The 23,304-nt window shown below is 42.7% G+C and carries 18 protein-coding genes and 1 tRNA gene; 16 read left to right on the top strand and 3 right to left on the bottom strand.

Features of this window, described 5'->3' with window-relative positions:
• Window positions 1-7 precede the first annotated feature (7 nt).
• Window positions 8-1,432, bottom strand: coding sequence for a siroheme synthase CysG (gene cysG, locus PMAN_RS13375; RefSeq protein ID WP_010557705.1), 1,425 nt, complete (start codon window positions 1,430-1,432; stop codon window positions 8-10).
• A 277-nt stretch (window positions 1,433-1,709) separates the two neighbouring features.
• Between cysG and deoC the strand changes: the two genes are divergently transcribed.
• The 16 genes from deoC (at window position 1,710) to PMAN_RS13295 (ending at window position 22,328) form a co-directional block, all read left to right on the top strand.
• Window positions 1,710-2,450 (top strand): deoxyribose-phosphate aldolase, encoded by a 741-nt coding sequence (gene deoC, locus PMAN_RS13370; protein WP_010557706.1) that lies wholly within the window; start codon window positions 1,710-1,712, stop codon window positions 2,448-2,450.
• Between the two features lie 10 nt (window positions 2,451-2,460).
• Complete coding sequence (locus PMAN_RS13365) at window positions 2,461-3,309, top strand: SPFH domain-containing protein (RefSeq protein ID WP_010557707.1); 849 nt, start codon at window positions 2,461-2,463, stop codon at window positions 3,307-3,309.
• Window positions 3,310-3,415: 106 nt separating this feature from the next.
• A tRNA-Trp gene (locus PMAN_RS13360) sits at window positions 3,416-3,492 on the top strand.
• Between the two features lie 132 nt (window positions 3,493-3,624).
• Window positions 3,625-4,002 (top strand): preprotein translocase subunit SecE, encoded by a 378-nt coding sequence (gene secE / locus PMAN_RS13355; protein WP_006791265.1) that lies wholly within the window; start codon window positions 3,625-3,627, stop codon window positions 4,000-4,002.
• Window positions 4,003-4,006: 4 nt separating this feature from the next.
• Window positions 4,007-4,564, top strand: a complete 558-nt coding sequence (gene nusG, locus PMAN_RS13350) for a transcription termination/antitermination protein NusG (RefSeq protein WP_006791264.1) — start codon at window positions 4,007-4,009, stop codon at window positions 4,562-4,564.
• A gap of 214 nt (window positions 4,565-4,778) precedes the next feature.
• A complete protein-coding gene (gene rplK / locus PMAN_RS13345; protein WP_002958879.1) occupies window positions 4,779-5,207 on the top strand; it encodes a 50S ribosomal protein L11 in 429 nt (142 codons plus the stop codon).
• A gap of 3 nt (window positions 5,208-5,210) precedes the next feature.
• On the top strand, window positions 5,211-5,915 hold the full coding sequence (gene rplA, locus PMAN_RS13340; protein ID WP_006791263.1) for a 50S ribosomal protein L1: 705 nt from the start codon (window positions 5,211-5,213) through the stop codon (window positions 5,913-5,915).
• 320 nt (window positions 5,916-6,235) lie between these two features.
• Window positions 6,236-6,730 (top strand): 50S ribosomal protein L10, encoded by a 495-nt coding sequence (gene rplJ / locus PMAN_RS13335; RefSeq protein WP_006791262.1) that lies wholly within the window; start codon window positions 6,236-6,238, stop codon window positions 6,728-6,730.
• A 73-nt stretch (window positions 6,731-6,803) separates the two neighbouring features.
• Window positions 6,804-7,166, top strand: a complete 363-nt coding sequence (gene rplL, locus PMAN_RS13330) for a 50S ribosomal protein L7/L12 (protein ID WP_006791261.1) — start codon at window positions 6,804-6,806, stop codon at window positions 7,164-7,166.
• Between the two features lie 270 nt (window positions 7,167-7,436).
• Window positions 7,437-11,462, top strand: coding sequence for a DNA-directed RNA polymerase subunit beta (gene rpoB / locus PMAN_RS13325; RefSeq protein WP_006791260.1), 4,026 nt, complete (start codon window positions 7,437-7,439; stop codon window positions 11,460-11,462).
• 104 nt (window positions 11,463-11,566) lie between these two features.
• On the top strand, window positions 11,567-15,742 hold the full coding sequence (gene rpoC, locus PMAN_RS13320) for a DNA-directed RNA polymerase subunit beta' (protein ID WP_006791259.1): 4,176 nt from the start codon (window positions 11,567-11,569) through the stop codon (window positions 15,740-15,742).
• Window positions 15,743-15,935: 193 nt separating this feature from the next.
• Window positions 15,936-16,310, top strand: coding sequence for a 30S ribosomal protein S12 (gene rpsL / locus PMAN_RS13315; protein WP_002958885.1), 375 nt, complete (start codon window positions 15,936-15,938; stop codon window positions 16,308-16,310).
• Between the two features lie 97 nt (window positions 16,311-16,407).
• Window positions 16,408-16,878 (top strand): 30S ribosomal protein S7, encoded by a 471-nt coding sequence (gene rpsG, locus PMAN_RS13310; protein WP_004588211.1) that lies wholly within the window; start codon window positions 16,408-16,410, stop codon window positions 16,876-16,878.
• A 27-nt stretch (window positions 16,879-16,905) separates the two neighbouring features.
• On the top strand, window positions 16,906-19,020 hold the full coding sequence (gene fusA / locus PMAN_RS13305; protein ID WP_006791258.1) for an elongation factor G: 2,115 nt from the start codon (window positions 16,906-16,908) through the stop codon (window positions 19,018-19,020).
• 62 nt (window positions 19,021-19,082) lie between these two features.
• Window positions 19,083-20,267 (top strand): elongation factor Tu, encoded by a 1,185-nt coding sequence (gene tuf / locus PMAN_RS13300; protein WP_006791257.1) that lies wholly within the window; start codon window positions 19,083-19,085, stop codon window positions 20,265-20,267.
• Window positions 20,268-20,861: 594 nt separating this feature from the next.
• On the top strand, window positions 20,862-22,328 hold the full coding sequence (locus tag PMAN_RS13295) for a bifunctional ADP-dependent NAD(P)H-hydrate dehydratase/NAD(P)H-hydrate epimerase (RefSeq protein ID WP_010556702.1): 1,467 nt from the start codon (window positions 20,862-20,864) through the stop codon (window positions 22,326-22,328).
• 5 nt (window positions 22,329-22,333) lie between these two features.
• On the opposite strand, the gene PMAN_RS13290 is transcribed toward PMAN_RS13295, so the two are convergent.
• Both PMAN_RS13290 and PMAN_RS13285 read right to left on the bottom strand, forming a co-directional pair.
• Complete coding sequence (locus tag PMAN_RS13290; protein WP_010556701.1) at window positions 22,334-22,732, bottom strand: VOC family protein; 399 nt, start codon at window positions 22,730-22,732, stop codon at window positions 22,334-22,336.
• 75 nt (window positions 22,733-22,807) lie between these two features.
• Window positions 22,808-22,960, bottom strand: coding sequence for a hypothetical protein (locus tag PMAN_RS13285; protein WP_198434413.1), 153 nt, complete (start codon window positions 22,958-22,960; stop codon window positions 22,808-22,810).
• Window positions 22,961-23,304 lie beyond the last annotated feature (344 nt).

Raw genomic sequence — 23,304 nt, 5'->3', positions numbered from 1 at the left:
TTGGTTACTAATTTGCTATATCGGTTAACGGTTGCGCATAGCTACTTGTTTGGTTGTTTTTCCCAAACCACGCAAGCTGCGAGTGTAGGGCGGCTACTTCACCAATAATAAGTAATGCTGGCGATACAATGCTGTTGCGTTCAATTAAATTGGCAAGCTCACCTAATTGGCCTGTTACTACACGTTGATTTTTGCGCGTGCCATTTTCGATCACGGCAACTGGCGTGTCGGCTTTACGGCCATGTTTTAATAGCTCTGCTTGAATGTGCGGTGACTTAATTACGCCCATATATATAGCAAGTGTTTGGTTTGGTTTAGCCAGTGATTGCCAATCAAGTTCTTGGCCGTCTTTTTTACAGTGCCCTGTTACAAACTGAATAGCCTGGGCATGATCGCGATGCGTAAGCGGAATACCTGCATACGCACTACACCCTGCTGCAGCTGTAATACCCGGTACTATTTGGTAATTTACCTTGTTGGCAGCCAATACTTGTACTTCTTCACCGCCGCGGCCATAAATAAAGGGGTCACCGCCTTTAATCCGGCATACTTTTTTACCTTGTTTAGCTAGGTCAACCAACATTTGGTTAGTGTCTTCTTGAACAACACTATGGTCGCCTAAGCGTTTACCAACACAAATTAGGTCTGCATCACGACGCACAAGCTCCATAATTTCGTCAGACACTAAAAAGTCGTAAACAACGACATCAGCCTGTTGCATAAGTTGCAGTGCTTTAAGTGTTAAAAGTTCTGGGTCGCCAGGACCTGCCCCTACCACATAAACTTCGCCCTCGGGCTCGGCTTTAGCGTCTAGCATTTGTTCAAGTTGTTGCTCAGCACCTTGGGTGTCGCCGGTTTGTACTTTACTCACAACTGATGAGTCGAACACGCCTTCCCAAAATTGGCGGCGGTCAGAAAAGTGCTTAAAGCGCTGTTTTACTTTATCTCTAAAGCCACCCACCAATGTAGCAAGTGGGCCAATGTGTTGTGGTATTAATGTCTCTAACTTTTCACGTAAACGGCGTGCAAGTACAGGGGCTGTTCCCGCACTCGAAATAGCAATTGTAATAGGGTTACGGTCAACAATAGAAGGAAATATAAACGTACATTTAGGTTGGTCATCAACCACGTTTACAAACACATTGCGAGCATTGGCAAGCTCAAACACCGTGTTATTAACTTCGTCTCGATCGGTTGCTGCAATAACTAGCATTTTTCCGTCTAGATGTGACTCGTCAAAGTAAGCGTCTATTAGGATCACTTCGTTGTGTTGTGCGTGTTCTTTTAATTCGTCACAAAACCAAGGTGCCACTAAGGTTACTGCTGCACGGGCTTTTAAAAACGCGCGACACTTGCGTAATGCGACCTCTCCACCGCCAACAACCAATACAGGTTTGTTGTCGAGTTTGGTAAAGATAGGTAAATATTGCACGTTGGTAACACCCCTAAACAATTTTATAAAACGCTTTAATCTGTTGCGCAGAATATAGCGGCTATGTGTAAGTAAAAAATAATTAAAACCAAGTTGATATAACCAAAAGTTATATTGGGTAGCGGTTTTAAGCCTAAGACTGAGTTAACAAGGGATTGCGGCTAGTTACAAGTAAAATAATAAGCTTAGAGTGTTTGGTTATGAGCTATAGCGAGTTTTTTTTAATTTGTTAATATGAGGCGTATTAATTTTACCCAAGCAGGGCAAGGGAGTCCTTATGACAAAACAACAAGACGCATTACTCGCAGTAGAGCTTATGGATTTAACTAGCTTAAACACAAGCGACACTACAAAAGACATTCAAGCTCTGATCAATAGTATTAGGCCTGCACTAGGCACGCCAGCTGCGGTGTGTGTGTATAGCGATTTTGTAGACGATGCAAAAATAGCGCTTGCTGCACGAGAGCTTAGCCACGTTAAAGTAGCAACGGTGACTAACTTTCCAACAGGTGACGCCCTGCTGAGCGATGTGATAAACGAAACACTTATAGCCATTGAACGCGGCGCAGATGAAATAGACCTCGTTATTCCTTATAAAAAACTAGCAGCAGGTGACACGCAAGCCACGTTTAAGTACGTAAGTGAAAGTAAAAAAGCGTGCGGCACTCAAGCTCAGCTAAAAGTAATTATAGAAAGTGGTGAGCTAAAAACAGAGGCGTTGATTGCTCAAGCGACCGAACTGGCTATTAAAGGCGGCGCTGACTTTGTAAAAACGAGTACAGGTAAAGTCGCTATAAATGCGACGCTTGAGTCAACTAAGGTAATGCTAACAACCATTAAAAATTCAGGTAAACGTGTTGGTTTTAAAGCTGCCGGCGGTGTTAAAATGGTGGCTGATGCCAGTGAATATTTAGCACTAGCCCGTTCAATAATGAGTGATGACTACCTACAAGCCACCACATTTAGGTTTGGTGCTTCAAGCCTATTAAGCGATGTATATAAAGTATTAGAGAAATAAAGGACAAATAATGAGAGCAAGAAATTCAGGGATGCAAAGTTTGGTTAATAATTTAGTTAAAGGTGCTTTTGTTGTTGGCGTAATTGGGTTTGGATTAACCGCGTGCACTAACCCAAGTACGCCAGCAGGTGAAGAGGGCTATGTTTACGAAAAACCACGAGTATTTGGTGAAGGTGGTTACCAAGGCACCATGATAGGGCCTGCTAATTATGGTATGTCGTTACTGCGTAATGAAGTGGTAAACATAGATATGCGGCCCAATACGTATACCGAAACATTTAGAATATTAGCTAATGATGATTTAAACATAAAATTTGATTTTCATGCTGTGATTGCCATTCAAAGTGGTTCAGTGCAAACCGTTGTCGAACAATACGGAGCAGAGAACTGGTACAAACGTTTTGTGCGTGAAACGTTCAGAACTTACGTAAGAGATACTGTGCAGAAATACGACAGTGGTGAACTTAAAACAAACCGCGAAAAAATAGCCCAAGAGGTCACACTGCGTTTACAAAATTATTTATCAACCACCCCCTTTAAGCTTGCCAATGTAGTTGTAGGTAATATTAACTACCCCGATATTGTTGCTAATGCGGTAGAGAAAAAACTAGCTGCGCAGCAGTTACTTGCTGAAAAAGAAACACAAAAAGAAATAGCGCGTAAAGATGCAGAAATACGTGTTGAAGAAGCAAAAGGTATAGCGCAGGCACAAAAAATTATTAACGCCACGCTTACAGCTAATTATTTACAACATGAAGCCATAAATGCGCAAATAAAAATGGCTGAGTCGCCAAACCATACAACGGTTTATATTCCTGTGGGTAATAATGGCGTGCCACTTGTTAAAGGGGCGAATTAAGCCTTTTTAATATTAAGTACTTAATTGTTTATAGAGATTTTGCATTGCGGGTATCTTTTAGGCTTGTGTAAATGATTTGCGTAAGTATAATAGGCATCCACTTTGCAGGGGCGTAGTTCCAATTGGTAGAACAGCGGTCTCCAAAACCGACGGTTGGGAGTTCGAATCTCTCCGCCCCTGCCAATTTACTCATTAATATGAGTAAGTCTGGGGTTAAAAATCGGTTTAAATAAGTCTGTTTTTAAGTTTAGATTTTAATGGATTAACCCTGCCGGCGTGTAGGGTTGTTGTGTCTGTAGTTAAGGTAATAATATTATGAGCACGAATGTAGAAACACCATCAAGCGGGATGGAGTCAGTGAAGTGGTTAGTAGCAATCGCGCTACTTGCAGGCGCAGTTGTTGGTAACCATATGTATGCAGATCAGTCTGTATTATTACGTGCTATCGGCGTTGTTGTTGCAATAGCGGCCGGATTAGCCATTGCCTCACAAACTTTTAAGGGACGTACCTTCCTTGCTTTTGCTAAAGAAGCTCGAATTGAAGTACGTAAAGTTATTTGGCCTACGCGTCAAGAAACTACCCACACGACATTAATTGTAATGGTTGCAACCGTGATTATGGCACTTATCCTTTGGGGATTAGATGGCATTTTATTCCGCGCTGTTGGCTTTTTAACTGGATTGGAGATCTGATCCCATGTCGGATGAGAACAAAGAAATTAAATTACGTTGGTACGTAGTACAAGCATTTTCTGGTTATGAAAAGCGTGTAGCTCAAACGTTAACTGAACACATTAAAATCGAAGGTCTTGAAGAGAGCTTTGGTGAAATATTAGTACCAACTGAAGAAGTGGTTGAGATGCGCGCCGGTCAAAAGCGTAAATCTGAGCGTAAATTCTTTCCAGGCTACGTACTAGTACAAATGGATATGAATGACGCTAGCTGGCACTTAGTAAATAGCACAGAGCGTGTAATGGGCTTCATTGGCGGTACATCTGACCGTCCAGCGCCAATTAGCTCTAAAGAAGCTGATCGTATTCTTAACCGTTTACAAGAAAATGCTGAAGCACCTAAGCCTGCTACATTATTCGAACCAGGTGAAGTAGTACGCGTAACTGACGGTCCATTTGCAGACTTCAGTGGTGTAGTTGAAGAAGTTGACTACGAAAAAAGCCGCGTAAAAGTATCTGTACTTATTTTTGGTCGTTCTACGCCAGTTGAGCTTGAATTTGGTCAAGTTGAGCAAGATAAGTAATTGATTAAAAAAGCTTCACTGCTGAAATTTTAAATTTTGGCACGAAGCTTGAAAAAGGCCGCTGATTATCTTATAATCAGCGGCCTTTTTGTATAAAGGTAAAAATTTATTTTTACAGTACAAAAAGTACGAAACCAATTTTTAAACTGGGAAGCCGTTAGAGTACGCGTCCTCGCGCGCACAAGGCTAAGACCCACCAAATGAGGTATTTATAATGGCTAAAAAAGTTGAAGCTCTAATCAAGCTACAAGTTGCCGCTGGTATGGCTAATCCTAGTCCTCCAGTAGGTCCTGCACTAGGTCAACACGGTGTAAACATCATGGAATTCTGTAAAGCGTTTAACGCACGTACAGAGTCTATCGAAAAAGGCGCTCCAGTTCCTGTAGTGATCTCTGTTTACGGTGACCGTTCATTTACGTTCGACATGAAAACGCCACCTGCTGCTTACTTACTTAAGAAAGCTGCTGGTATCAAGTCAGGCTCAGGCCGTCCTAACACTGACAAAGTAGGCACAGTAACTCGTGCTCAACTTGAAGAGATTGTTGAGACAAAACGAACTGACCTTACAGCTGCCGATATGGACGCAGCGGTTCGCACTATCGCAGGTTCTGCGCGTGCGATGGGCTTGAACGTAGAGGACTAAGAAATGGCTAAATTAACTAAACGTATGCGTACTATCCGCGAAAAAGTGGAAGTAACTAAAGATTACGAAATCAATGAAGCAGTTGCTCTTTTAAAAGAGTTAGCGACAGCTAAATTCGTAGAAAGTGTTGACGTTGCTGTTAACCTTGGTATCGATGCTCGTAAATCTGACCAAAACGTTCGTGGTGCAACTGTACTACCTAACGGTACTGGTCGTGACGTTCGCGTTGCAGTATTCACACAAGGCGCTAACGCAGAAGCTGCGAAAGAAGCCGGTGCTGAATTAGTAGGTATGGAAGATCTTGCTGAGCTAGTTAAAAAAGGCGAGATGGATTTTGACGTTGTTGTTGCATCTCCAGACGCTATGCGTGTTGTTGGTCAACTAGGTCAAATCTTAGGTCCACGTGGTCTAATGCCAAACCCTAAAACTGGTACTGTAACACCTAACGTTGCAGAAGCAGTTAAAAATGCTAAAGCTGGTCAAGTGCGTTACCGCAATGACAAAAACGGCATCATCCATACTACTATTGGTAAGGTTGATTTCACAGCTGAGCAACTTCAACAAAACCTTGAAGCTCTAATTGTTGCACTTAAGAAGGCTAAACCTTCTCAAGCTAAAGGTGTTTACTTGAAAAAAGTAACTATCTCTACAACAATGGGCGCAGGTGTTTCTGTTGACCAAGCTACTTTAAACACAGTAGTTGCTTAATTTAGTGTTTACATGGCACGAAATTTGTACTATAATTTCGCGCCATTTTGTTGATTAATTTATTAATTAGCAAAATAAAGAATTCGGGTTGAAGTCCATAATTTCGGTGCGCCTCTGGCAAAGCGATAAATTGGGCTTCCGTCCAAGACCGTAGGCGGCTTAGGCCTTAATTTTACCTACGTAGACGGTGTAGACCCCAGATAGATTTTTCCTAATCCTTCTGGCTCTCGCCGTAAAAAGCATCTCTACCTTTTTGGTAGGGAAGAGTAGAACAGGGGAAACCGATTGTCGGTAACCCCATTAAACCAGGAGTAACACCCATGGCTTTAAATCTTCAAGGCAAAAAAGCAATAGTTGCTGAAGTCAACGAAGCAGCCAATGGTGCTCTATCTGCAGTTGTTGCAGATTCTCGTGGTGTAACAGTTGGCGCAATCACTGCCCTTCGTAAAGAAGCTCGTGAAGCTGGTGTATGGATGAAAGTTGTTCGTAACACTTTAGCAAAACGTGCTCTTGAAGGAACAGATTTTGAGTGTCTTTCTGATTCATTTGTTGGTCCAAGCTTAATCGCTTTCTCATCAGAGCACCCAGGTGCTGCTGCGCGTATCTTTTCAGATTTCGCGAAAAAGAATGAGAAATTCGAAGTTAAAACGGCCGCTTTTGAAGGTAACGTAGTAGATGCAGCTATGCTTGCAACTCTACCTACATACGACGAAGCTGTTGCACGCTTAATGAGTGCTATGAAAGAAGCGTCTGCTGGCAAATTGTGTAAAACAATTGAAGCAGTACGTGTACAGAAAGAAGAGCAAGCTGCTTAATTTTAAGTTGTTTAATCCTTTCGGTGTAAAATTTATTTGGACCTAGAGTCCGTTAATTATTAGGAAATTTGTAATGTCTGTATCTAAAGACCAAATCCTTGACGCAATTGCTGAAATGTCAGTAATGGACGTTGTTGCTCTTGTTGAAGCAATGGAAGAAAAATTCGGCGTAACTGCTGCAGCTGCAATGGTAGCTGGTCCAGCTGCTGAAGCTGCTGAAGAGAAAACAGAATTTGACGTAATCCTTACTGGCGCTGGCGCTAACAAGGTTGCTGCAATCAAAGCTGTTCGTAGCGCTACAGGCCTTGGCCTTAAAGAAGCTAAAGCTCTTGTTGAAGCTGCTCCTACACCTGTTAAAGAAGGTGTATCTAAAGAAGAAGCTGAAGCACTTGCAAAAGATCTTACTGAAGCTGGTGCTGAAGTTGAGGTTAAGTAATTTAGCTTACGCTAAGTTCGCTGCCTGAGAAATCAGGCAAGGGCTGGTGATTATTTAATCACCGGCCTTTTTGCGCTATGGAGTGATGCACTCTTATAGCGCAAATAAAATCTAATTATTTCTTTACTTTCAACGCTTTATAGTTTGCTAGTGTTGAAAAGGGATTTAATTAGAACAACAATAAAATGTTGTAAATCTTGGCATAGCTGCCAGTTAAGTCTGTTCTTACAAGAACAGGTCGGGTCAAAGATCAGCAAGCTGAGGAACCCCATGGCTTACTCTTATTCTGAAAAGAAACGTATCCGTAAGGATTTTGGTAAACGTCCACAAGTTTTGGATATACCTTTTTTACTGTCTACACAGTTAGAATCGTTTAAAAAATTCTTAGTGCCGGACGCTGATGGCGATCATGGTTTGGAAGCTGCCTTCCGTTCTGTGTTCCCTATAAAAAGCTACTCGGGAAATTCTGAGCTTCAATACGTAAGTTACCGTATTGGTGAGCCAGTTTTCGATGTAAAAGAATGTCAAATTCGCGGTGTGACTTATTCTGCTCCACTTCGCGTGAAACTGCGTCTTGTTGTTATGGACAAAGAAGCTCCAGGCACAGTTAAAGACATTAAAGAGCAAGAAGTTTACATGGGCGAAATTCCGCTCATGACCGATACCGGTACCTTTGTAATCAATGGTACAGAGCGTGTTATCGTTTCTCAGCTACACCGTAGCCCTGGTGTATTCTTTGATAACGACCGCGGTAAAACTCATTCATCAGGTAAAGTATTATATAACGCACGCGTTATTCCTTACCGTGGTTCATGGTTAGACTTCGAATTTGATGCAAAAGATAACTTATATGTACGTATTGACCGCCGTCGTAAATTACCGGCGTCTATCATCTTACGTGCACTTGAGTACTCTAGTGAAGAAATCCTAGATATCTTCTTCGATACTACTGCGTTTGAAGTAGCTGACGGTAAAGTTCTAATGGAACTTGTACCTTCACGTTTACGTGGTGAAACTGCCGCTTTTGATATCAAAGGCGAAGACGGTGAAGTACTTGTTGAAAGCGGGCGTCGTGTTACGGCTCGTCACATCAAGAGTATCGAGAAAAAAGGCATTACTCAGTTAGAAGTACCTCATGAGTACATCATTGGCCGTATTATTTCTAAAAACTACGTTGATGAATCAACGGGTGAAGTTATTGCAAACGCGAATGATGAATTAACTCTTGAGCTTATGGCTGAATTAGTTAAAGCCGGTCACACTACTATTGATACGTTGTACATCAATGAAGTGGACAGCGGTGCTTACATGTCAAATACATTGAACATTGACTCTTCAAGCAACCGTTTAGAAGCACTAGTAGAAATTTATCGCATGATGCGCCCAGGCGAGCCACCGACGAAAGACGCGGCTGAAGCCTTATTCCAAAACTTGTTCTTCTCTGAAGAACGTTACGATCTATCAACTGTTGGTCGTATGAAGTTTAATAGCCGTGTTGGTTACGATTCTGACACAGGCCCTGGCACATTAAGCAAAGAAGACATCGTGTCTGTTATGAAAGTATTAATTGCTATTCGTAACGGTCAAGGCGATGTTGATGATATCGACCACTTAGGCAACCGTCGTATACGTAGTGTTGGCGAAATGGCTGAGAACCAATTCCGTGTTGGTCTAGTACGTGTAGAACGTGCTGTACGTGAGCGTTTAAGCTTAGGTGACCTTGACGCGATAATGCCACAAGATCTTATTAACGCTAAGCCTATTTCGGCAGCGGTTAAAGAGTTCTTCGGCTCGTCTCAGTTATCACAGTTTATGGACCAAAATAACCCGCTATCAGAAGTAACGCATAAGCGTCGTATTTCTGCATTAGGTCCGGGCGGTCTAACACGTGAGCGCGCTGGCTTTGAAGTACGTGACGTTCACGTAACTCACTACGGTCGCGTATGTCCAATCGAGACGCCTGAGGGTCCAAACATCGGTCTAATTAACTCATTGTCTACGTACGCACGTACAAATGACTACGGTTTCTTAGAAACACCTTACCGCAAAGTGGTAGACGGTGTAGTAACTGATGAAGTTGATTACTTATCAGCCATTGAAGAAGGCCAGTTTGTTATCGCACAGGCGAACTCAAACTTAACTGAAACCAATGAGTTTGTAGATGAACTTATTCCATGTCGTCACAAAGGTGAATCAACCTTTATGGGTCGCATGGACCAGCAATATATGGATGTATCACCACAACAGGTGATCTCTGTAGCAGCAGCACTTATCCCGTTCCTAGAACACGATGATGCTAACCGCGCATTGATGGGTTCAAACATGCAACGTCAAGCAGTACCAACATTGAAAGCGGATAAGCCGTTAGTAGGTACAGGTATTGAGTTAACACTAGCGAAAGATTCTGGTGTAACGATTGTTGCAAAACGTGGTGGTGAAGTAATGTATGCCGACGCAAGTCGCATCGTTGTAAACGTACATGAAGAAGAACGCATCCCTGGTGAAGCGGGTATCGACATCTACAACTTAACCAAGTACACACGTTCTAACCAAAATACATGTATTAACCAAAAACCAACGTGCATGGTTGGTGAACCGGTTACTCGTGGTGACGTGTTAGCAGATGGTCCTTCGACTGACTTAGGTGACTTAGCCCTTGGTCAAAACCTTCGCGTGGCATTCATGCCATGGAACGGTTATAACTTCGAGGATTCAATCTTACTATCAGAGCGCGTAGTTGAAGAAGATCGTTTAACGACTATCCATATTCAAGAACTACAGTGTGTTGCCCGTGATACTAAATTAGGTCCAGAAGAGATCACTGCAGATATCCCTAACGTGGGTGAATCTGCACTAGGCAAGCTTGATGAATCAGGCGTTGTTTATATTGGTGCTGAAGTTAAAGGCGGCGATATTCTAGTAGGTAAAGTGACTCCGAAAGGCGAAACACAGCTTACACCTGAAGAGAAGCTACTGCGTGCTATCTTCGGCGAAAAAGCATCTGACGTTAAAGACAGCTCTTTACGTGTACCAAACTCTGTAACTGGTACAGTAATTGACGTGCAAGTTTTCACCCGTGACGGTGTTGAAAAAGATAAGCGTGCGTTAGAGGTTGAAGACATGCAGCTTCGCGAAGCGAAGAAAGACTTCAACGAAGAGTTCCGTATTCTTGAAGCTGGCGTTTTAGAACGCGCTCGTAAGCTACTTGTAGCTGCAGGCTTTGATGAAAACAACTTAGTGTCATTAAATGCTGAAAAACTATTAACTCAAAGCCTTGCCGAAGAAGATAAGCAAGCTGAACTTGAGCAACTAGCTGCACAGTACGATGAACTTAAAGCTGAATACGACAAGAAGTTTGAAAACAAACGTCGTAAAATTACTCAAGGTGATGACTTAGCACCAGGCGTACTTAAAATTGTTAAAGTATACCTAGCTGTTAAACGTCGTATCCAACCGGGTGATAAAATGGCGGGTCGTCACGGTAACAAAGGTGTTATCTCGACTATCGTACCAGTAGAAGATATGCCATACGATGATAAAGGTCGTACGGTAGATATCGTACTAAATCCACTAGGTGTACCATCGCGTATGAACATCGGTCAGATCCTTGAAACACATATGGGTCTTGCTGCACGTGGTATCGGTGAACGTTTAGAAGAAATGATGAAAGAGCAACGTGAGCTTCATGAGCTACGTGAATTCATCAAGCAAGCTTACGAAATTGGTGAATCTCGCCAAGTTGTAGACATTGCAAGTTTCTCTGATGACGAAATTCGTCGCCTAGCTGAAAACTTAAAAGGTGGTTTACCAATCGCTACTCCTGCATTTGATGGCGCTAAAGAAGACGAAATCAAAGACATGCTAGAGCTTGGTGGATACCCTAGAAGTGGTCAGGTTACACTTTATGATGGCCGTACTGGCGATCAGTTTGAACGTCAAGTAACTGTTGGTTACATGTACATGCTTAAACTTAACCACTTGGTTGATGATAAGATGCACGCACGTTCTACTGGTTCTTACAGCCTTGTTACTCAGCAGCCGCTGGGTGGTAAAGCACAGTTCGGTGGCCAGCGTTTTGGTGAGATGGAAGTATGGGCACTTGAAGCTTACGGTGCTGCTTACACTCTACAAGAAATGCTAACAGTGAAATCGGATGACGTGAATGGTCGTACTAAGATGTATAAAAACATCGTTGATGGTAACCACAAGATGGAACCAGGTATGCCAGAATCGTTCAACGTATTGTTGAAAGAAATCCGCTCACTGGGTATCAACATCGAGTTGGAAGAAAATTAAGCCAATTAGATGCTGCAGTTGACGCTGCAGCATCTGTTACGGCTGAATAGAATGTAGGGACGAGATTACCCGTCCTCGAGATTAACTCCGACAGGAGAGCTAAGGTGAAAGACTTACTTAAGTTTCTGAAGCAACAAAATAAGACCGAAGAATTCGATGCAATTCGCATTGGTCTTGCTTCACCAGACATGGTTCGTTCATGGTCATACGGTGAAGTAAAGAAACCTGAGACTATTAACTACCGTACTTTCAAGCCTGAGCGCGATGGCTTATTCTGTGCCCGTATTTTCGGCCCAGTGAAAGATTATGAGTGTTTATGTGGTAAATATAAACGCCTTAAACACCGTGGTGTGATCTGTGAGAAGTGTGGCGTTGAAGTTACACTGACCAAAGTGCGTCGTGATCGTATGGGTCATATTGACCTTGCGAGCCCAGTAGCACATATATGGTTTTTAAAATCATTACCGTCACGTATCGGCTTAATGCTAGATATGACGCTTCGTGATATTGAACGTGTTCTTTACTTCGAATCATTCGTAGTAACTGAGCCTGGTATGACAACGCTTGAGCGTGGTCAGTTACTAGGTGAAGAAGAGTACCTAGATGCATTAGAAGAGCACGGTGATGAGTTTGAAGCGAAGATGGGTGCTGAAGCAGTTTTAGACTTGCTTCGTGAACTTGATCTTGGCCAATTAATTGCTGAGATGCGTGAAGAGTTACCAACAATTAACTCTGAAACTAAGCGTAAAAAAATCACTAAACGTCTTAAGTTAATGGAATCATTCCACCAATCAGGTAATAACCCTGAGTGGATGATCATGACAGTACTTCCAGTATTGCCACCTGATCTACGTCCATTAGTACCACTAGACGGTGGTCGTTTTGCGACATCTGATCTAAATGACCTTTACCGTCGTGTTATTAACCGTAATAACCGTCTTAAGCGTCTATTAGATTTAGCTGCACCAGACATTATCGTACGAAACGAAAAACGTATGTTACAAGAAGCGGTAGATGCGCTACTTGATAACGGTCGTCGTGGTCGTGCTATTACAGGTTCTAACAAGCGTCCGCTTAAATCTCTTGCTGATATGATCAAGGGTAAGCAAGGTCGTTTCCGTCAGAACTTACTTGGTAAGCGTGTAGATTACTCAGGCCGTTCTGTAATCACAGTAGGTCCTACACTTAAGCTTCACCAATGTGGTCTTCCTAAGAAGATGGCACTTGAGCTATTCAAACCGTTTATCTACGGCAAACTAGAGCGTCGCGGCATGGCTACGACAATCAAAGCTGCTAAGAAAATGGTAGAGCGTGAAGTAGCGGAAGTATGGGATGTATTAGACGAAGTAATTCGTGAACATCCGGTATTACTAAACCGTGCACCAACACTTCACCGTTTGGGTATCCAAGCGTTTGAGCCTGTGCTTATCGAAGGTAAAGCGATTCATTTGCATCCATTAGTATGTGCGGCTTACAACGCCGATTTCGATGGTGACCAAATGGCGGTACACGTACCGTTAACAATCGAAGCACAGCTTGAAGCACGTGCATTGATGATGTCAACAAACAACATTCTATCTCCTGCGAATGGTGAGCCAATCATCGTTCCTTCACAGGATGTTGTATTGGGTCTTTACTACATGACCCGTGATTGCATCAACGCAAAAGGCGAAGGCGCAATATTTAAAGATCCTAAAGAAGCAGAAAAAGCATACCGTAGCGGTAATGCAGACCTTCACGCTATTGTGAAAGTACGTATTAGCCAGTCAGTTGCTAACGAGCACGGTGTAGTAGAAGATACTACAACGGTTATCGAAACAACGGTAGGTCGTGCAATTCTGTCTCTAATTTTACCAACTGGTATGCCGTTTGAGTCAATCAACCAGCCACTAGGTAAAAAGCAGATTTCTAGCTTGTTGAATGAGTGTTACCGTCGCTTAGGCCTTAAAGACACCGTTGTGTTTGCTGACCAAGTTATGTACACCGGTTTCCATTACGCAATGAAGTCTGGTGTTTCTATCGGTATCGATGACTTAGTTATCCCACCGGTTAAAGCGCAGATCATTGAATCAGCAGAAGCTGAAGTAACTGAAATCAATCAACAATTCCAATCAGGTCTTGTAACGGCTGGTGAGAAGTACAACAAAGTTATCGATATCTGGTCACGTGTAAATGAAAACTTATCACGTGAGATGATGGCTAACTTGTCGAAAGACACAGTAACCAACGCGAAAGGTGAAGAAGTAGAGCAACCGTCATTTAACTCAGTGTTTATGATGGCCGACTCAGGTGCTCGTGGTAGTGCCGCTCAGATCCGTCAGCTAGCAGGTATGCGTGGTCTAATGGCACGTCCAGATGGTTCAATCATCGAGACACCAATCACGGCTAACTTCCGTGAAGGTCTAAACGTACTTCAGTACTTCATCTCAACTCACGGTGCGCGTAAAGGTCTAGCCGATACAGCACTGAAAACAGCGAACTCGGGTTACTTAACGCGTCGTCTAGTAGACGTAGCACAAGATTTGGTAATCAACGAAGACGACTGTGGCACAGAAGATGGCTTAACAATGAAACCGCTTATTGAAGGTGGTGATGTTGTAGAAGCGCTTCGCGAACGTGTACTAGGTCGTGTTGTAGCTGAAGATGTTGTTATTCCAGGTACTAATACTGTACTTGTAGAACGTAATATCATGCTTGATGAAAAACTGTGTGACCTTTTAGAAGAGCACTCGGTTGATGAAGTACGCGTACGCTCAGTTATCACATGTGATAATGACTTTGGTGTATGTGCTAACTGTTATGGTCGTGACCTTGCACGTGGTCATATCATCAACGCAGGTGAATCAGTAGGTGTTATCGCGGCACAGTCAATTGGTGAGCCGGGTACACAGCTTACGATGCGTACATTCCACATCGGTGGTGCGGCATCTCGAGCGTCAGCTGAAAATAATGTACAAGTTAAAACTAACGGTACATTAAAACTTCACAATGCTAAGTATGTATTAAATACAGACGGTAAGATTGTTATTACGTCTCGTTCAACGGAAATCACTATCATCGATAGTCATGGCCGTGAAAAAGAGCGTTATAAAGTACCTTATGGTGCAGTATTAACAGTTCAAGACAATGCAGAAGTTCAAGGTAACGACATTGTTGCTACTTGGGACCCGCATAGTCACCCAATCGTTCTTGAGCACAAATCAAAAGTATCGTTTAGCGATATCGATGACTCGAATACAGAGACACAAACCGATGAACTAACTGGTTTGACTCGTATCGTAGTTAAAGACCTTGCTAAAGCGAATGCTAAAGAGCCTAAACTTATCATCGAAAGTGATGAGCGTGGTCTGCAAGAAACACGTCTTCCTTCATTCACAACGATTGAAGTAACAGACGGTGCGACTGCAAACCCAGGTGACGTGTTAGCACGTATCCCGCAAGAAGGCTCTAAAACTCGTGATATCACGGGTGGTCTACCACGCGTAGCCGACTTATTTGAAGCGCGTAAGCCAAAAGATCCAGCTATCTTAGCTGAAATCACCGGTACTATTAGCTTCGGTAAAGAGACTAAAGGTAAGAAGCGTTTAGTTATTACTCCAGCTGAAGGCGATCATTACGAAGAAATGATTCCTAAGTGGCGTCAACTTAACGTGTTTGAAGGTGAACAAGTGTCTAAAGGTGAAGTAATCGCCGATGGTCCTGAATCACCACATGACATCTTACGCCTACGTGGTGTGACTCATGTTGCTAACTACATTGTTAACGAAGTGCAAGAGGTTTACCGTTTGCAAGGCGTTAAGATCAATGACAAGCACATTGAAACAATTATCCGTCAAATGTTACGTAAATGTACCATTTTACACGGTGGTGATACTGACTTCTTAGCTGGTGAACAAATCGAAGTGGCGCGCGTTAATATCGCAAACCGTGACCTTGAAAAACAAGGTAAGATCCCAGCGAAGTTTGAAATCCAGTTAATGGGTATTACTAAAGCATCACTAGCAACAGAATCTTTCATCTCTGCAGCGTCTTTCCAAGAAACAACACGTGTTCTTACAGATGCAGCAGTGAATGGTAAGAGCGATGAGCTTCGCGGTCTGAAAGAAAACGTAATTGTGGGTCGTTTGATCCCAGCCGGTACCGGTTTTGCGTATCATCAAGATCGTATGGCTCGCCGTAAACAAAGCAAAGAAGTAGTAGAAGAGCAAACAGTAAGCGCTGAAGAGGCAACTCAAGCACTAACTGATGCACTAAATGCTGATTTGTCTGGAAATCAATAAACTGTTCTTAATCAATAGATTAAGAGAACGTAAGGCAGTTAAGTGCTGTCTTACGATTAGTTTAGGTTGACAGGTTAAACTTTGCTCATTAAAATTCCGCCACCCATTTACTTGTGTGCTTATCGTAGGCAGGTAATAAAGGGCGGATTTTTTATTTTTTTCAGTAGTAATTTTAATTTCAGGAGCTATTTAAATGGCAACTATTAACCAGCTAGTGCGTAAGCCACGCCGTAGCAAGGTTACGAAAAGTAACTCAGCTGCACTAAAAGCGTGTCCGCAAAAGCGCGGTGTATGTACTCGTGTATATACAACTACACCTAAGAAACCAAACTCAGCGTTACGTAAAGTAGCTCGTGTACGTTTAACTAACGGTTTCGAAGTAACATCTTACATCGGTGGTGAAGGTCATAACCTTCAAGAGCACAGTGTAATCCTAATCCGTGGTGGTCGTGTTAAAGATTTACCAGGTGTGCGTTTTCACACTGTACGTGGTGCACTTGACTGTGCAGGCGTTAGCGACCGTCGTCAAGCTCGTTCTAAATACGGTGCAAAACGCCCTAAAGGGTAATTGTATTCCGTTAGTAAGGCCAAGCACTAAATATTATTAATTATTGTTTTGGGTGATTGACTCGAAAGAGCAAACCTGAATAAACCGGAGATACAAAATGCCTAGAAGACGCGTAATAGGTCAACGTAAAATTCTTCCAGATCCTAAGTTCGGATCGGAACTTCTTGCTAAATTCGTTAACATCGTAATGTTAGACGGCAAGAAATCTACTGCTGAAAAAATTGTTTATGGTGCGCTAGACGTGGCTGCTGAGAAATCAGGCAAGTCGCACCTAGAAATCTTTGAATCTGCACTTGATAACATCCGTCCACAGGTAGAGGTTAAATCTCGCCGTGTTGGTGGTTCAACTTATCAAGTACCAGTTGAAGTACGTCCAGTTCGTCGCAACGCATTAGGTATGCGTTGGTTAGTAGACGCTGCACGTAAGCGTGGCGAAAAATCTATGGGCTTACGTTTAGCTCAAGAAATCGTTGACGCTGCTGATAATAAAGGCACTGCGGTTAAGAAACGTGAAGACGTTCACCGTATGGCTGAAGCGAATAAAGCATTCGCTCATTACCGTTGGTAATCTGTCCTTAACCTTTAAGAGGATCATATGGCACGTACAACTCCACTTGAGCGCTACCGTAATATCGGCATAGTAGCTCACGTAGATGCAGGCAAAACCACCACAACAGAACGTGTTCTGTTCTACACAGGTCTTTCTCATAAGATCGGTGAAGTACATGATGGCGCTGCAACTATGGACTGGATGGAGCAGGAACAAGAGCGTGGTATCACAATCACTTCTGCTGCAACAACGTGTTTTTGGAAAGGGATGGACGCTCAATTTGACGCCCATCGTATCAATATTATTGATACTCCAGGACACGTAGATTTCACTATCGAAGTAGAGCGTTCTTTACGTGTACTTGATGGTGCGGTAGTTGTGCTTTGTGCTTCTTCTGGTGTACAGCCGCAAACTGAAACAGTTTGGCGTCAAGCGAACAAATACGAAGTTCCAAGAATGATCTTCGTAAATAAAATGGATCGCACGGGCGCTGACTTTTTAGCTGTTGTTAGCCAGGTGAAATCTCGTCTTGGAGCAACGCCTGTTCCTATTCAGTTGCCAGTAGGCGCTGAGGACGACTTTAAAGGTGTTATTGACCTTATAAAAATGAAAGTGATTAACTGGAACGAAGCGGACCAGGGTATGACTTTCACATATGAGGCAATACCGGCAGACCTTCTTGAGTCAGCTGAAGAATGGCGCTCTCATTTAGTTGAAAGCGCTGCTGAAGCCTCAGAAGAACTAATGGACAAATACTTAGAAGGTGAAGAGTTAAGTGAAGCAGAAATTAAAAATGCTTTACGTCAACGCACATTGGCCAATGAGATTGTTCCAGTAACTTGTGGAAGCGCATTTAAAAACAAAGGTGTTCAAGCGGTGCTTGACGGCGTTGTAGAATATATGCCTTCACCAGAACAAGTTAAACAAATCCAAGGTATCTTAGAAGATGGTACCGAAGAGGAACGTCCAGCTGATGATAAAGCGCCGTTTGCTGCACTTGCATTTAAAATTGCAACAGACCCGTTTGTTGGCACTTTAACCTTTTTCCGTGTTTACTCTGGTACTGTTAAACAGGGTGACGCGGTATACAACCCAGTTAAAAGTAAGCGTGAGCGACTTGGCCGTATCGTACAGATGCATTCAAACTCTCGTGAAGAGATCAAAGAAGTCTACGCAGGCGACATCGCGGCGGCTATTGGTCTTAAAGACGTTACAACAGGTGAGACACTGTGTGCTCCGAATTCAATTATTACGCTTGAGCGTATGGAATTCCCAGAACCAGTTATCTCTGTTGCGGTTGAGCCTCGCACAATCGCTGACCAGGACAAGATGGGTATCGCGCTAGGTAAACTAGCGGCCGAAGATCCGTCTTTCCGCGTACAAACTGACGAAGAATCAGGCCAGACAATTATTTCTGGTATGGGTGAACTTCACCTAGATATTATCGTCGACCGTATGAAACGTGAATTCAGTGTTGAATGTAACGTTGGTAAGCCGCAGGTTTCATATCGTGAAGCTATTCGTTCAACTGTAGAAGTTGAAGGAAAGTTCATTCGTCAATCAGGTGGTCGTGGTCAATATGGTCACGTTTGGTTGAAGCTTGAACCGATGGATATTTCGGATGATGATTCTCCAATTTACGAATTCGTTAACGAAACCGTAGGTGGATCAGTTCCTAAAGAATACATCCCAGCGGTAGACAAAGGTATCCAAGAGCAAATGTCTCAAGGTGTACTGGCAGGCTATCCTTTACTTGGCGTTAAAGCGACTTTATATGATGGTTCGTTCCATGATGTAGATTCGAATGAAATGGCATTTAAAATTGCAGGTTCATTAGCTATGAGAGACGGTGCGCTTAAAGCAAACCCAGTTCTTTTAGAACCACTAATGAAGGTTGAGGTAATCACTCCTGACTCAAACATGGGTGATGTAGTTGGCGACTTAAACCGTCGTCGCGGCATGATCGAGGGCATGGAAGATGCACTTGGTGGACTTAAGCAAATAAATGCGCAAGTTCCACTGTCTGAAATGTTCGGTTATGCGACTGCTTTACGTTCTGCAACTCAGGGTCGTGCTTCTTACTCTATGGAGTTTTTGAAGTACGCTGAAGCCTCAAAGCAGGTTGCAGATACAATAATTTCAGCTCGCGCTGTAATATGATTTTAGCTTGTCTGGCTCAATAGTGAGTCAGGCTTTAATTTCTTAATTAGGAATTTTTTAAGATGGCAAAAGAAAAGTTTGAACGCGTAAAACCGCACGTAAACGTTGGTACAATCGGCCACGTTGACCACGGTAAAACTACACTAACTGCAGCAATCACTAACGTACTTGCAAAAGTATACGGCGGTGTTGCTAAAGATTTCGCATCAATCGATAACGCTCCAGAAGAGCGCGAGCGTGGTATCACTATCTCAACTTCACACGTTGAGTACGACACACCAACTCGTCACTACGCACACGTAGATTGTCCAGGTCACGCCGATTATGTTAAAAACATGATCACTGGTGCTGCACAAATGGACGGCGCTATCTTAGTAGTAGCTGCGACTGATGGCCCAATGCCACAAACGCGTGAGCACATCCTTCTTTCTCGTCAGGTTGGCGTACCTTACATCATCGTATTCATGAACAAATGTGACATGGTTGATGACGAAGAGCTACTTGAGCTAGTAGAAATGGAAGTTCGTGAACTTCTTTCTGAGTACGATTTCCCAGGTGACGACTTACCACTAATTCAAGGTTCTGCACTTAAAGCACTTGAAGGCGAGAAGCAATGGGAAGACAAGATTGTAGAGCTTGCAGAAGCACTAGATTCTTACATCCCAGAGCCAGAGCGTGACATCGATAAGCCATTCATCATGCCTATCGAAGACGTTTTCTCAATCCAAGGTCGTGGTACTGTTGTAACAGGTCGTGTTGAAGCCGGTATCATCAACGTGAATGACGAAGTTGAAATCGTTGGTATCAAAGAGACTACTAAGTCTACTTGTACTGGTGTTGAAATGTTCCGTAAGCTTCTTGACGAAGGTCGTGCTGGTGAGAACATTGGTGCACTATTACGTGGTACTAAGCGTGAAGACGTTGAACGTGGTCAAGTACTAGCTAAGCCTGGTTCAATCAACCCACACACTACATTCACTTCAGAAGTATACGTACTTTCTAAAGATGAAGGTGGTCGTCATACTCCATTCTTCAAAGGTTACCGTCCACAGTTCTACTTCCGTACAACTGACGTAACTGGTGACGTACAGTTACCAGAAGGCGTAGAAATGGTAATGCCTGGTGATAACATCAAGATGACAGTAACTCTAATCGCACCAATCGCGATGGATGAAGGTCTTCGTTTTGCTATCCGTGAAGGTGGCCGTACTGTAGGTGCTGGTGTTGTAGCAACTATCGTAGAGTAATAATTAACGTTTAAGTTAATTAATACTAAAAAAACCCGAGCTTAGTCTCGGGTTTTTTAATGCCTGCAATTTACGTCACGTGAAGGTGGCGCTCTTACCTTAGGCGTAGGTGCTTTGTAGCAACGCTCAACGAGTAATAATTAACGTTTTAGTTAATTAATACTAAAAAAACCCGAGCTTAGTCTCGGGTTTTTTTATGCCTGCAATTTACGTCACGTGAAGGTGGCGCTCTTACCTTAGGCGTAGGTGCTTTGTAGCAACGCTCAACGAGTAATAGTTAACGTTTAAGTTAATTAATGCTAAAAAACCCGAGCTTAGTCTCGGGTTTTTTAATGCCTGCAATTTGCCTCACGTGAAGGTGGCGCATTTACCTCAGGCGTAGGTGCTTTGTAGCAACGTTCAATGAGTAATATTTAGCGTTTAAGTTTTTAATACCTGAATAAAAGTGATTAGTTTTCAGTTATCTGACCCGGATAAATATGTGATCTTTAGTACGTTTGAATAAACGAACTTACCTCGATTAAAAGCTCACAAAACTAGCCGCTTGATATGTGTATTTGATAAGGTTGGGTGTCACTTATTAGAGGGGTCTTCATGCTAAATAAACTAATATTTACTGCAAAAGAAGTTAGGGATAACGAGGCACTAGCTGCTAATAATAGCCATTGTGAGTTATTTACCCTCATGCAGCGCGCTGGGCACGCTGCATTCAACGCTTGGCAAGACTTTAATGCAGAGCATACGTTAGTTGTTGTAGGGCATGGTAATAACGCTGGTGACGCTTATATTACCGCGAGCCTAATTAAGCAAGCGGGTAAGCGAGTAACTTTGTGTGCCGTTAACCCTGAAAAATCACTAACAGGAGATGCTGCAAAAGCGTTTAAGTTATGGCGTGATGAAGGCGGTGAAGTTAATGCTTATACGAGTGAGTTATTAAACCGAAGTGATTTAATTATAGATGCAATGCTAGGTACAGGGATCACAAGCTCGGTTCGCGATAATTTTGCTCAAATTATTCATGAAATTAATGTCTGTAATAAACCTGTATTGAGTATAGATGTGCCTTCAGGCATCAGCGCAGATACTGGCCAACCTTTAGGTATTGCTATACAAGCAAGTAAAACAATAACCTTTGTTGGTATTAAGCAGGGGCTAACAACGGCTATAGGTAAACAACATTGCGGGGAGTTAATATTTGACGATCTAAATATTGGACCTGCATTTTTTGAGCTCGCTACTTCAAGCGGCACACTTATAAATATTAAGAGCTTTAAAAAGCTTGGTGCGCGTAACCTAAATAGCCATAAAGGAACTCATGGTAAACTCCTCTGTGTAGGTGGTAATGAGGGGACGGCTGGCGCAATTAGATTATCCAGCGAGGCCGCACTTAGAGCAGGTGCGGGTATGGTAAAAGTGTATACACATTCAAGTTCTGTAGTGCCTGTAAGCATTGGTAGGCCAGAATTAATGGTAACCAGTACTAATCTAAAAGAAGCGCTTGAGTGGGCTAGCTGCGTAGTAATAGGGCCAGGTCTGGGGCAGGATGAATGGGCACAAAAAACCTTTGAGGAGGTTATATATTACTGCCAAACTAATAACATGCCACTGGTTATTGATGCCGATGCGCTAAATTTATTAGCCAAGCAAGCCTCATCGTACACATTAAAGCAATGTGTACTTACACCGCACCCAGGAGAAGCATCCAGGCTATTAAGTAAAACTATTGTGGATGTTGAGTCAAATAGGTTTGAGAATGCTCGACTGTGTGCTAAGCGCTATAACGCTACTTGCGTATTAAAAGGAGCCGGAACATTAATTGATAATGCTGAGAATACGTGGGTGTGTGAAGACGGTAACGCAGCACTGGCCGTTGGTGGTAGTGGCGATGTACTCACCGGTATTATAGGTGCATTATGCGCTCAAGGCCTCGATATAGATGAGGCAGCGCGATATGGCGTAACACTGCACGCTAAAGCCGGTGATATCGCCAGTGAGCGAGACGGGCAGCGAGGTATGCTACCCTCCGATTTATTTAGCATAGTTAGATCCTTAATAAATTAAGCTTTCTATTTTTGTTGAATTAAATCCCACTTATTACCGTATAAATCTTCAAAAACAGCAACAACTCCGTAAGGTTCATTACGGGGTTGTTCATTAAAGACAACACCGTTAGCTAACATGTTTTCATGATCATGCCAAAAATCGTTAGTATGTAAAAATAACCAAACACGCCCACCGGCTTGGTTACCAATAGCACTTACTTGTTCTGGCTCAGTGGCTTGAGCAAGTAGTATATGCGTACCATTTGACTGCGGCGGTGTAATTAACACCCAACGTTTTCCCTCACCTAAATCAGTATCTTCAACTAATTCAAAGCTCAATTTTTTAGTGTAAAACTCAATGGCTTCATCATAATCTTTTACGATTAAGGCAATACTGCCAATATGCTGTTTTATACCTGACATAAACTACTCCTTGATTGTGTTGCTGCGTATTTTTACATATCAGTGTGTGTTTTGTGTAGGGTTGTATATTGTAGATTATACCTCTTCATCCGGCGGGTCGCCTGAGTCTTCCTTACGTTTTCTTTGCTCTTGCTTCGCCTTTTGAACATTTTCGTAGGTAGGTGGCGGAATAGGCATCAGGGAAATAAGCGGAAAAAACGCTAAAAATAAATATGCCCCTTTCGACATACTTTTACCCCAAGTAATCATTTTTAACAAAAGGCAAACTATTAAAAGCAGCAATGCAGATATTAGGGTTACAAGCACTGCGATGAAAGTAATTCCATTACTGTTAAGTATGTCCATGGTGTGGTTTTTTAATTTATACGTTATTACTATTTGGGGGTAAATTGAACAATAACAATAAAAAAGTACTAAAAAGTAAAAACCCAGCCGAGGCTGGGTTTTATATAAGCGAGGTGCTTAAACGGTGATGATTACATCATGCCTTCCAAATCTACATTAAGCCACTGTATGTACTGTAAATAAAGGGTTGTGGTATTATTTGTCTCTACATTGGTCTCCACTTTTGG

Source organism: Pseudoalteromonas marina, assembly GCF_000238335.3.
GTDB lineage: Bacteria > Pseudomonadota > Gammaproteobacteria > Enterobacterales > Alteromonadaceae > Pseudoalteromonas > Pseudoalteromonas marina.
This window is presented reverse-complemented; position numbering and strand designations above follow the sequence as displayed.

Excerpts from the sequence above, each read along its gene's own strand:
- rpsL (WP_002958885.1), top strand. The coding sequence starts at position 15,936 with ATGGCAACTATTAACCAGCTAGTGCGTAAGCCACGCCGTAGCAAGGTT.
- fusA (WP_006791258.1), top strand. The coding sequence starts at position 16,906 with ATGGCACGTACAACTCCACTTGAGCGCTACCGTAATATCGGCATAGTA.
- rplK (WP_002958879.1), top strand. The coding sequence starts at position 4,779 with ATGGCTAAAAAAGTTGAAGCTCTAATCAAGCTACAAGTTGCCGCTGGT.
- PMAN_RS13295 (WP_010556702.1), top strand. The coding sequence starts at position 20,862 with ATGCTAAATAAACTAATATTTACTGCAAAAGAAGTTAGGGATAACGAG.
- secE (WP_006791265.1), top strand. The coding sequence starts at position 3,625 with ATGAGCACGAATGTAGAAACACCATCAAGCGGGATGGAGTCAGTGAAG.
- rpsG (WP_004588211.1), top strand. The coding sequence starts at position 16,408 with ATGCCTAGAAGACGCGTAATAGGTCAACGTAAAATTCTTCCAGATCCT.
- PMAN_RS13365 (WP_010557707.1), top strand. The coding sequence starts at position 2,461 with ATGAGAGCAAGAAATTCAGGGATGCAAAGTTTGGTTAATAATTTAGTT.
- rplL (WP_006791261.1), top strand. The coding sequence starts at position 6,804 with ATGTCTGTATCTAAAGACCAAATCCTTGACGCAATTGCTGAAATGTCA.
- rplJ (WP_006791262.1), top strand. The coding sequence starts at position 6,236 with ATGGCTTTAAATCTTCAAGGCAAAAAAGCAATAGTTGCTGAAGTCAAC.
- nusG (WP_006791264.1), top strand. The coding sequence starts at position 4,007 with ATGTCGGATGAGAACAAAGAAATTAAATTACGTTGGTACGTAGTACAA.
- PMAN_RS13290 (WP_010556701.1), bottom strand. The coding sequence starts at position 22,732 with ATGTCAGGTATAAAACAGCATATTGGCAGTATTGCCTTAATCGTAAAA.
- rplA (WP_006791263.1), top strand. The coding sequence starts at position 5,211 with ATGGCTAAATTAACTAAACGTATGCGTACTATCCGCGAAAAAGTGGAA.
- deoC (WP_010557706.1), top strand. The coding sequence starts at position 1,710 with ATGACAAAACAACAAGACGCATTACTCGCAGTAGAGCTTATGGATTTA.
- PMAN_RS13285 (WP_198434413.1), bottom strand. The coding sequence starts at position 22,960 with ATGTCGAAAGGGGCATATTTATTTTTAGCGTTTTTTCCGCTTATTTCC.
- tuf (WP_006791257.1), top strand. The coding sequence starts at position 19,083 with ATGGCAAAAGAAAAGTTTGAACGCGTAAAACCGCACGTAAACGTTGGT.
- rpoB (WP_006791260.1), top strand. The coding sequence starts at position 7,437 with ATGGCTTACTCTTATTCTGAAAAGAAACGTATCCGTAAGGATTTTGGT.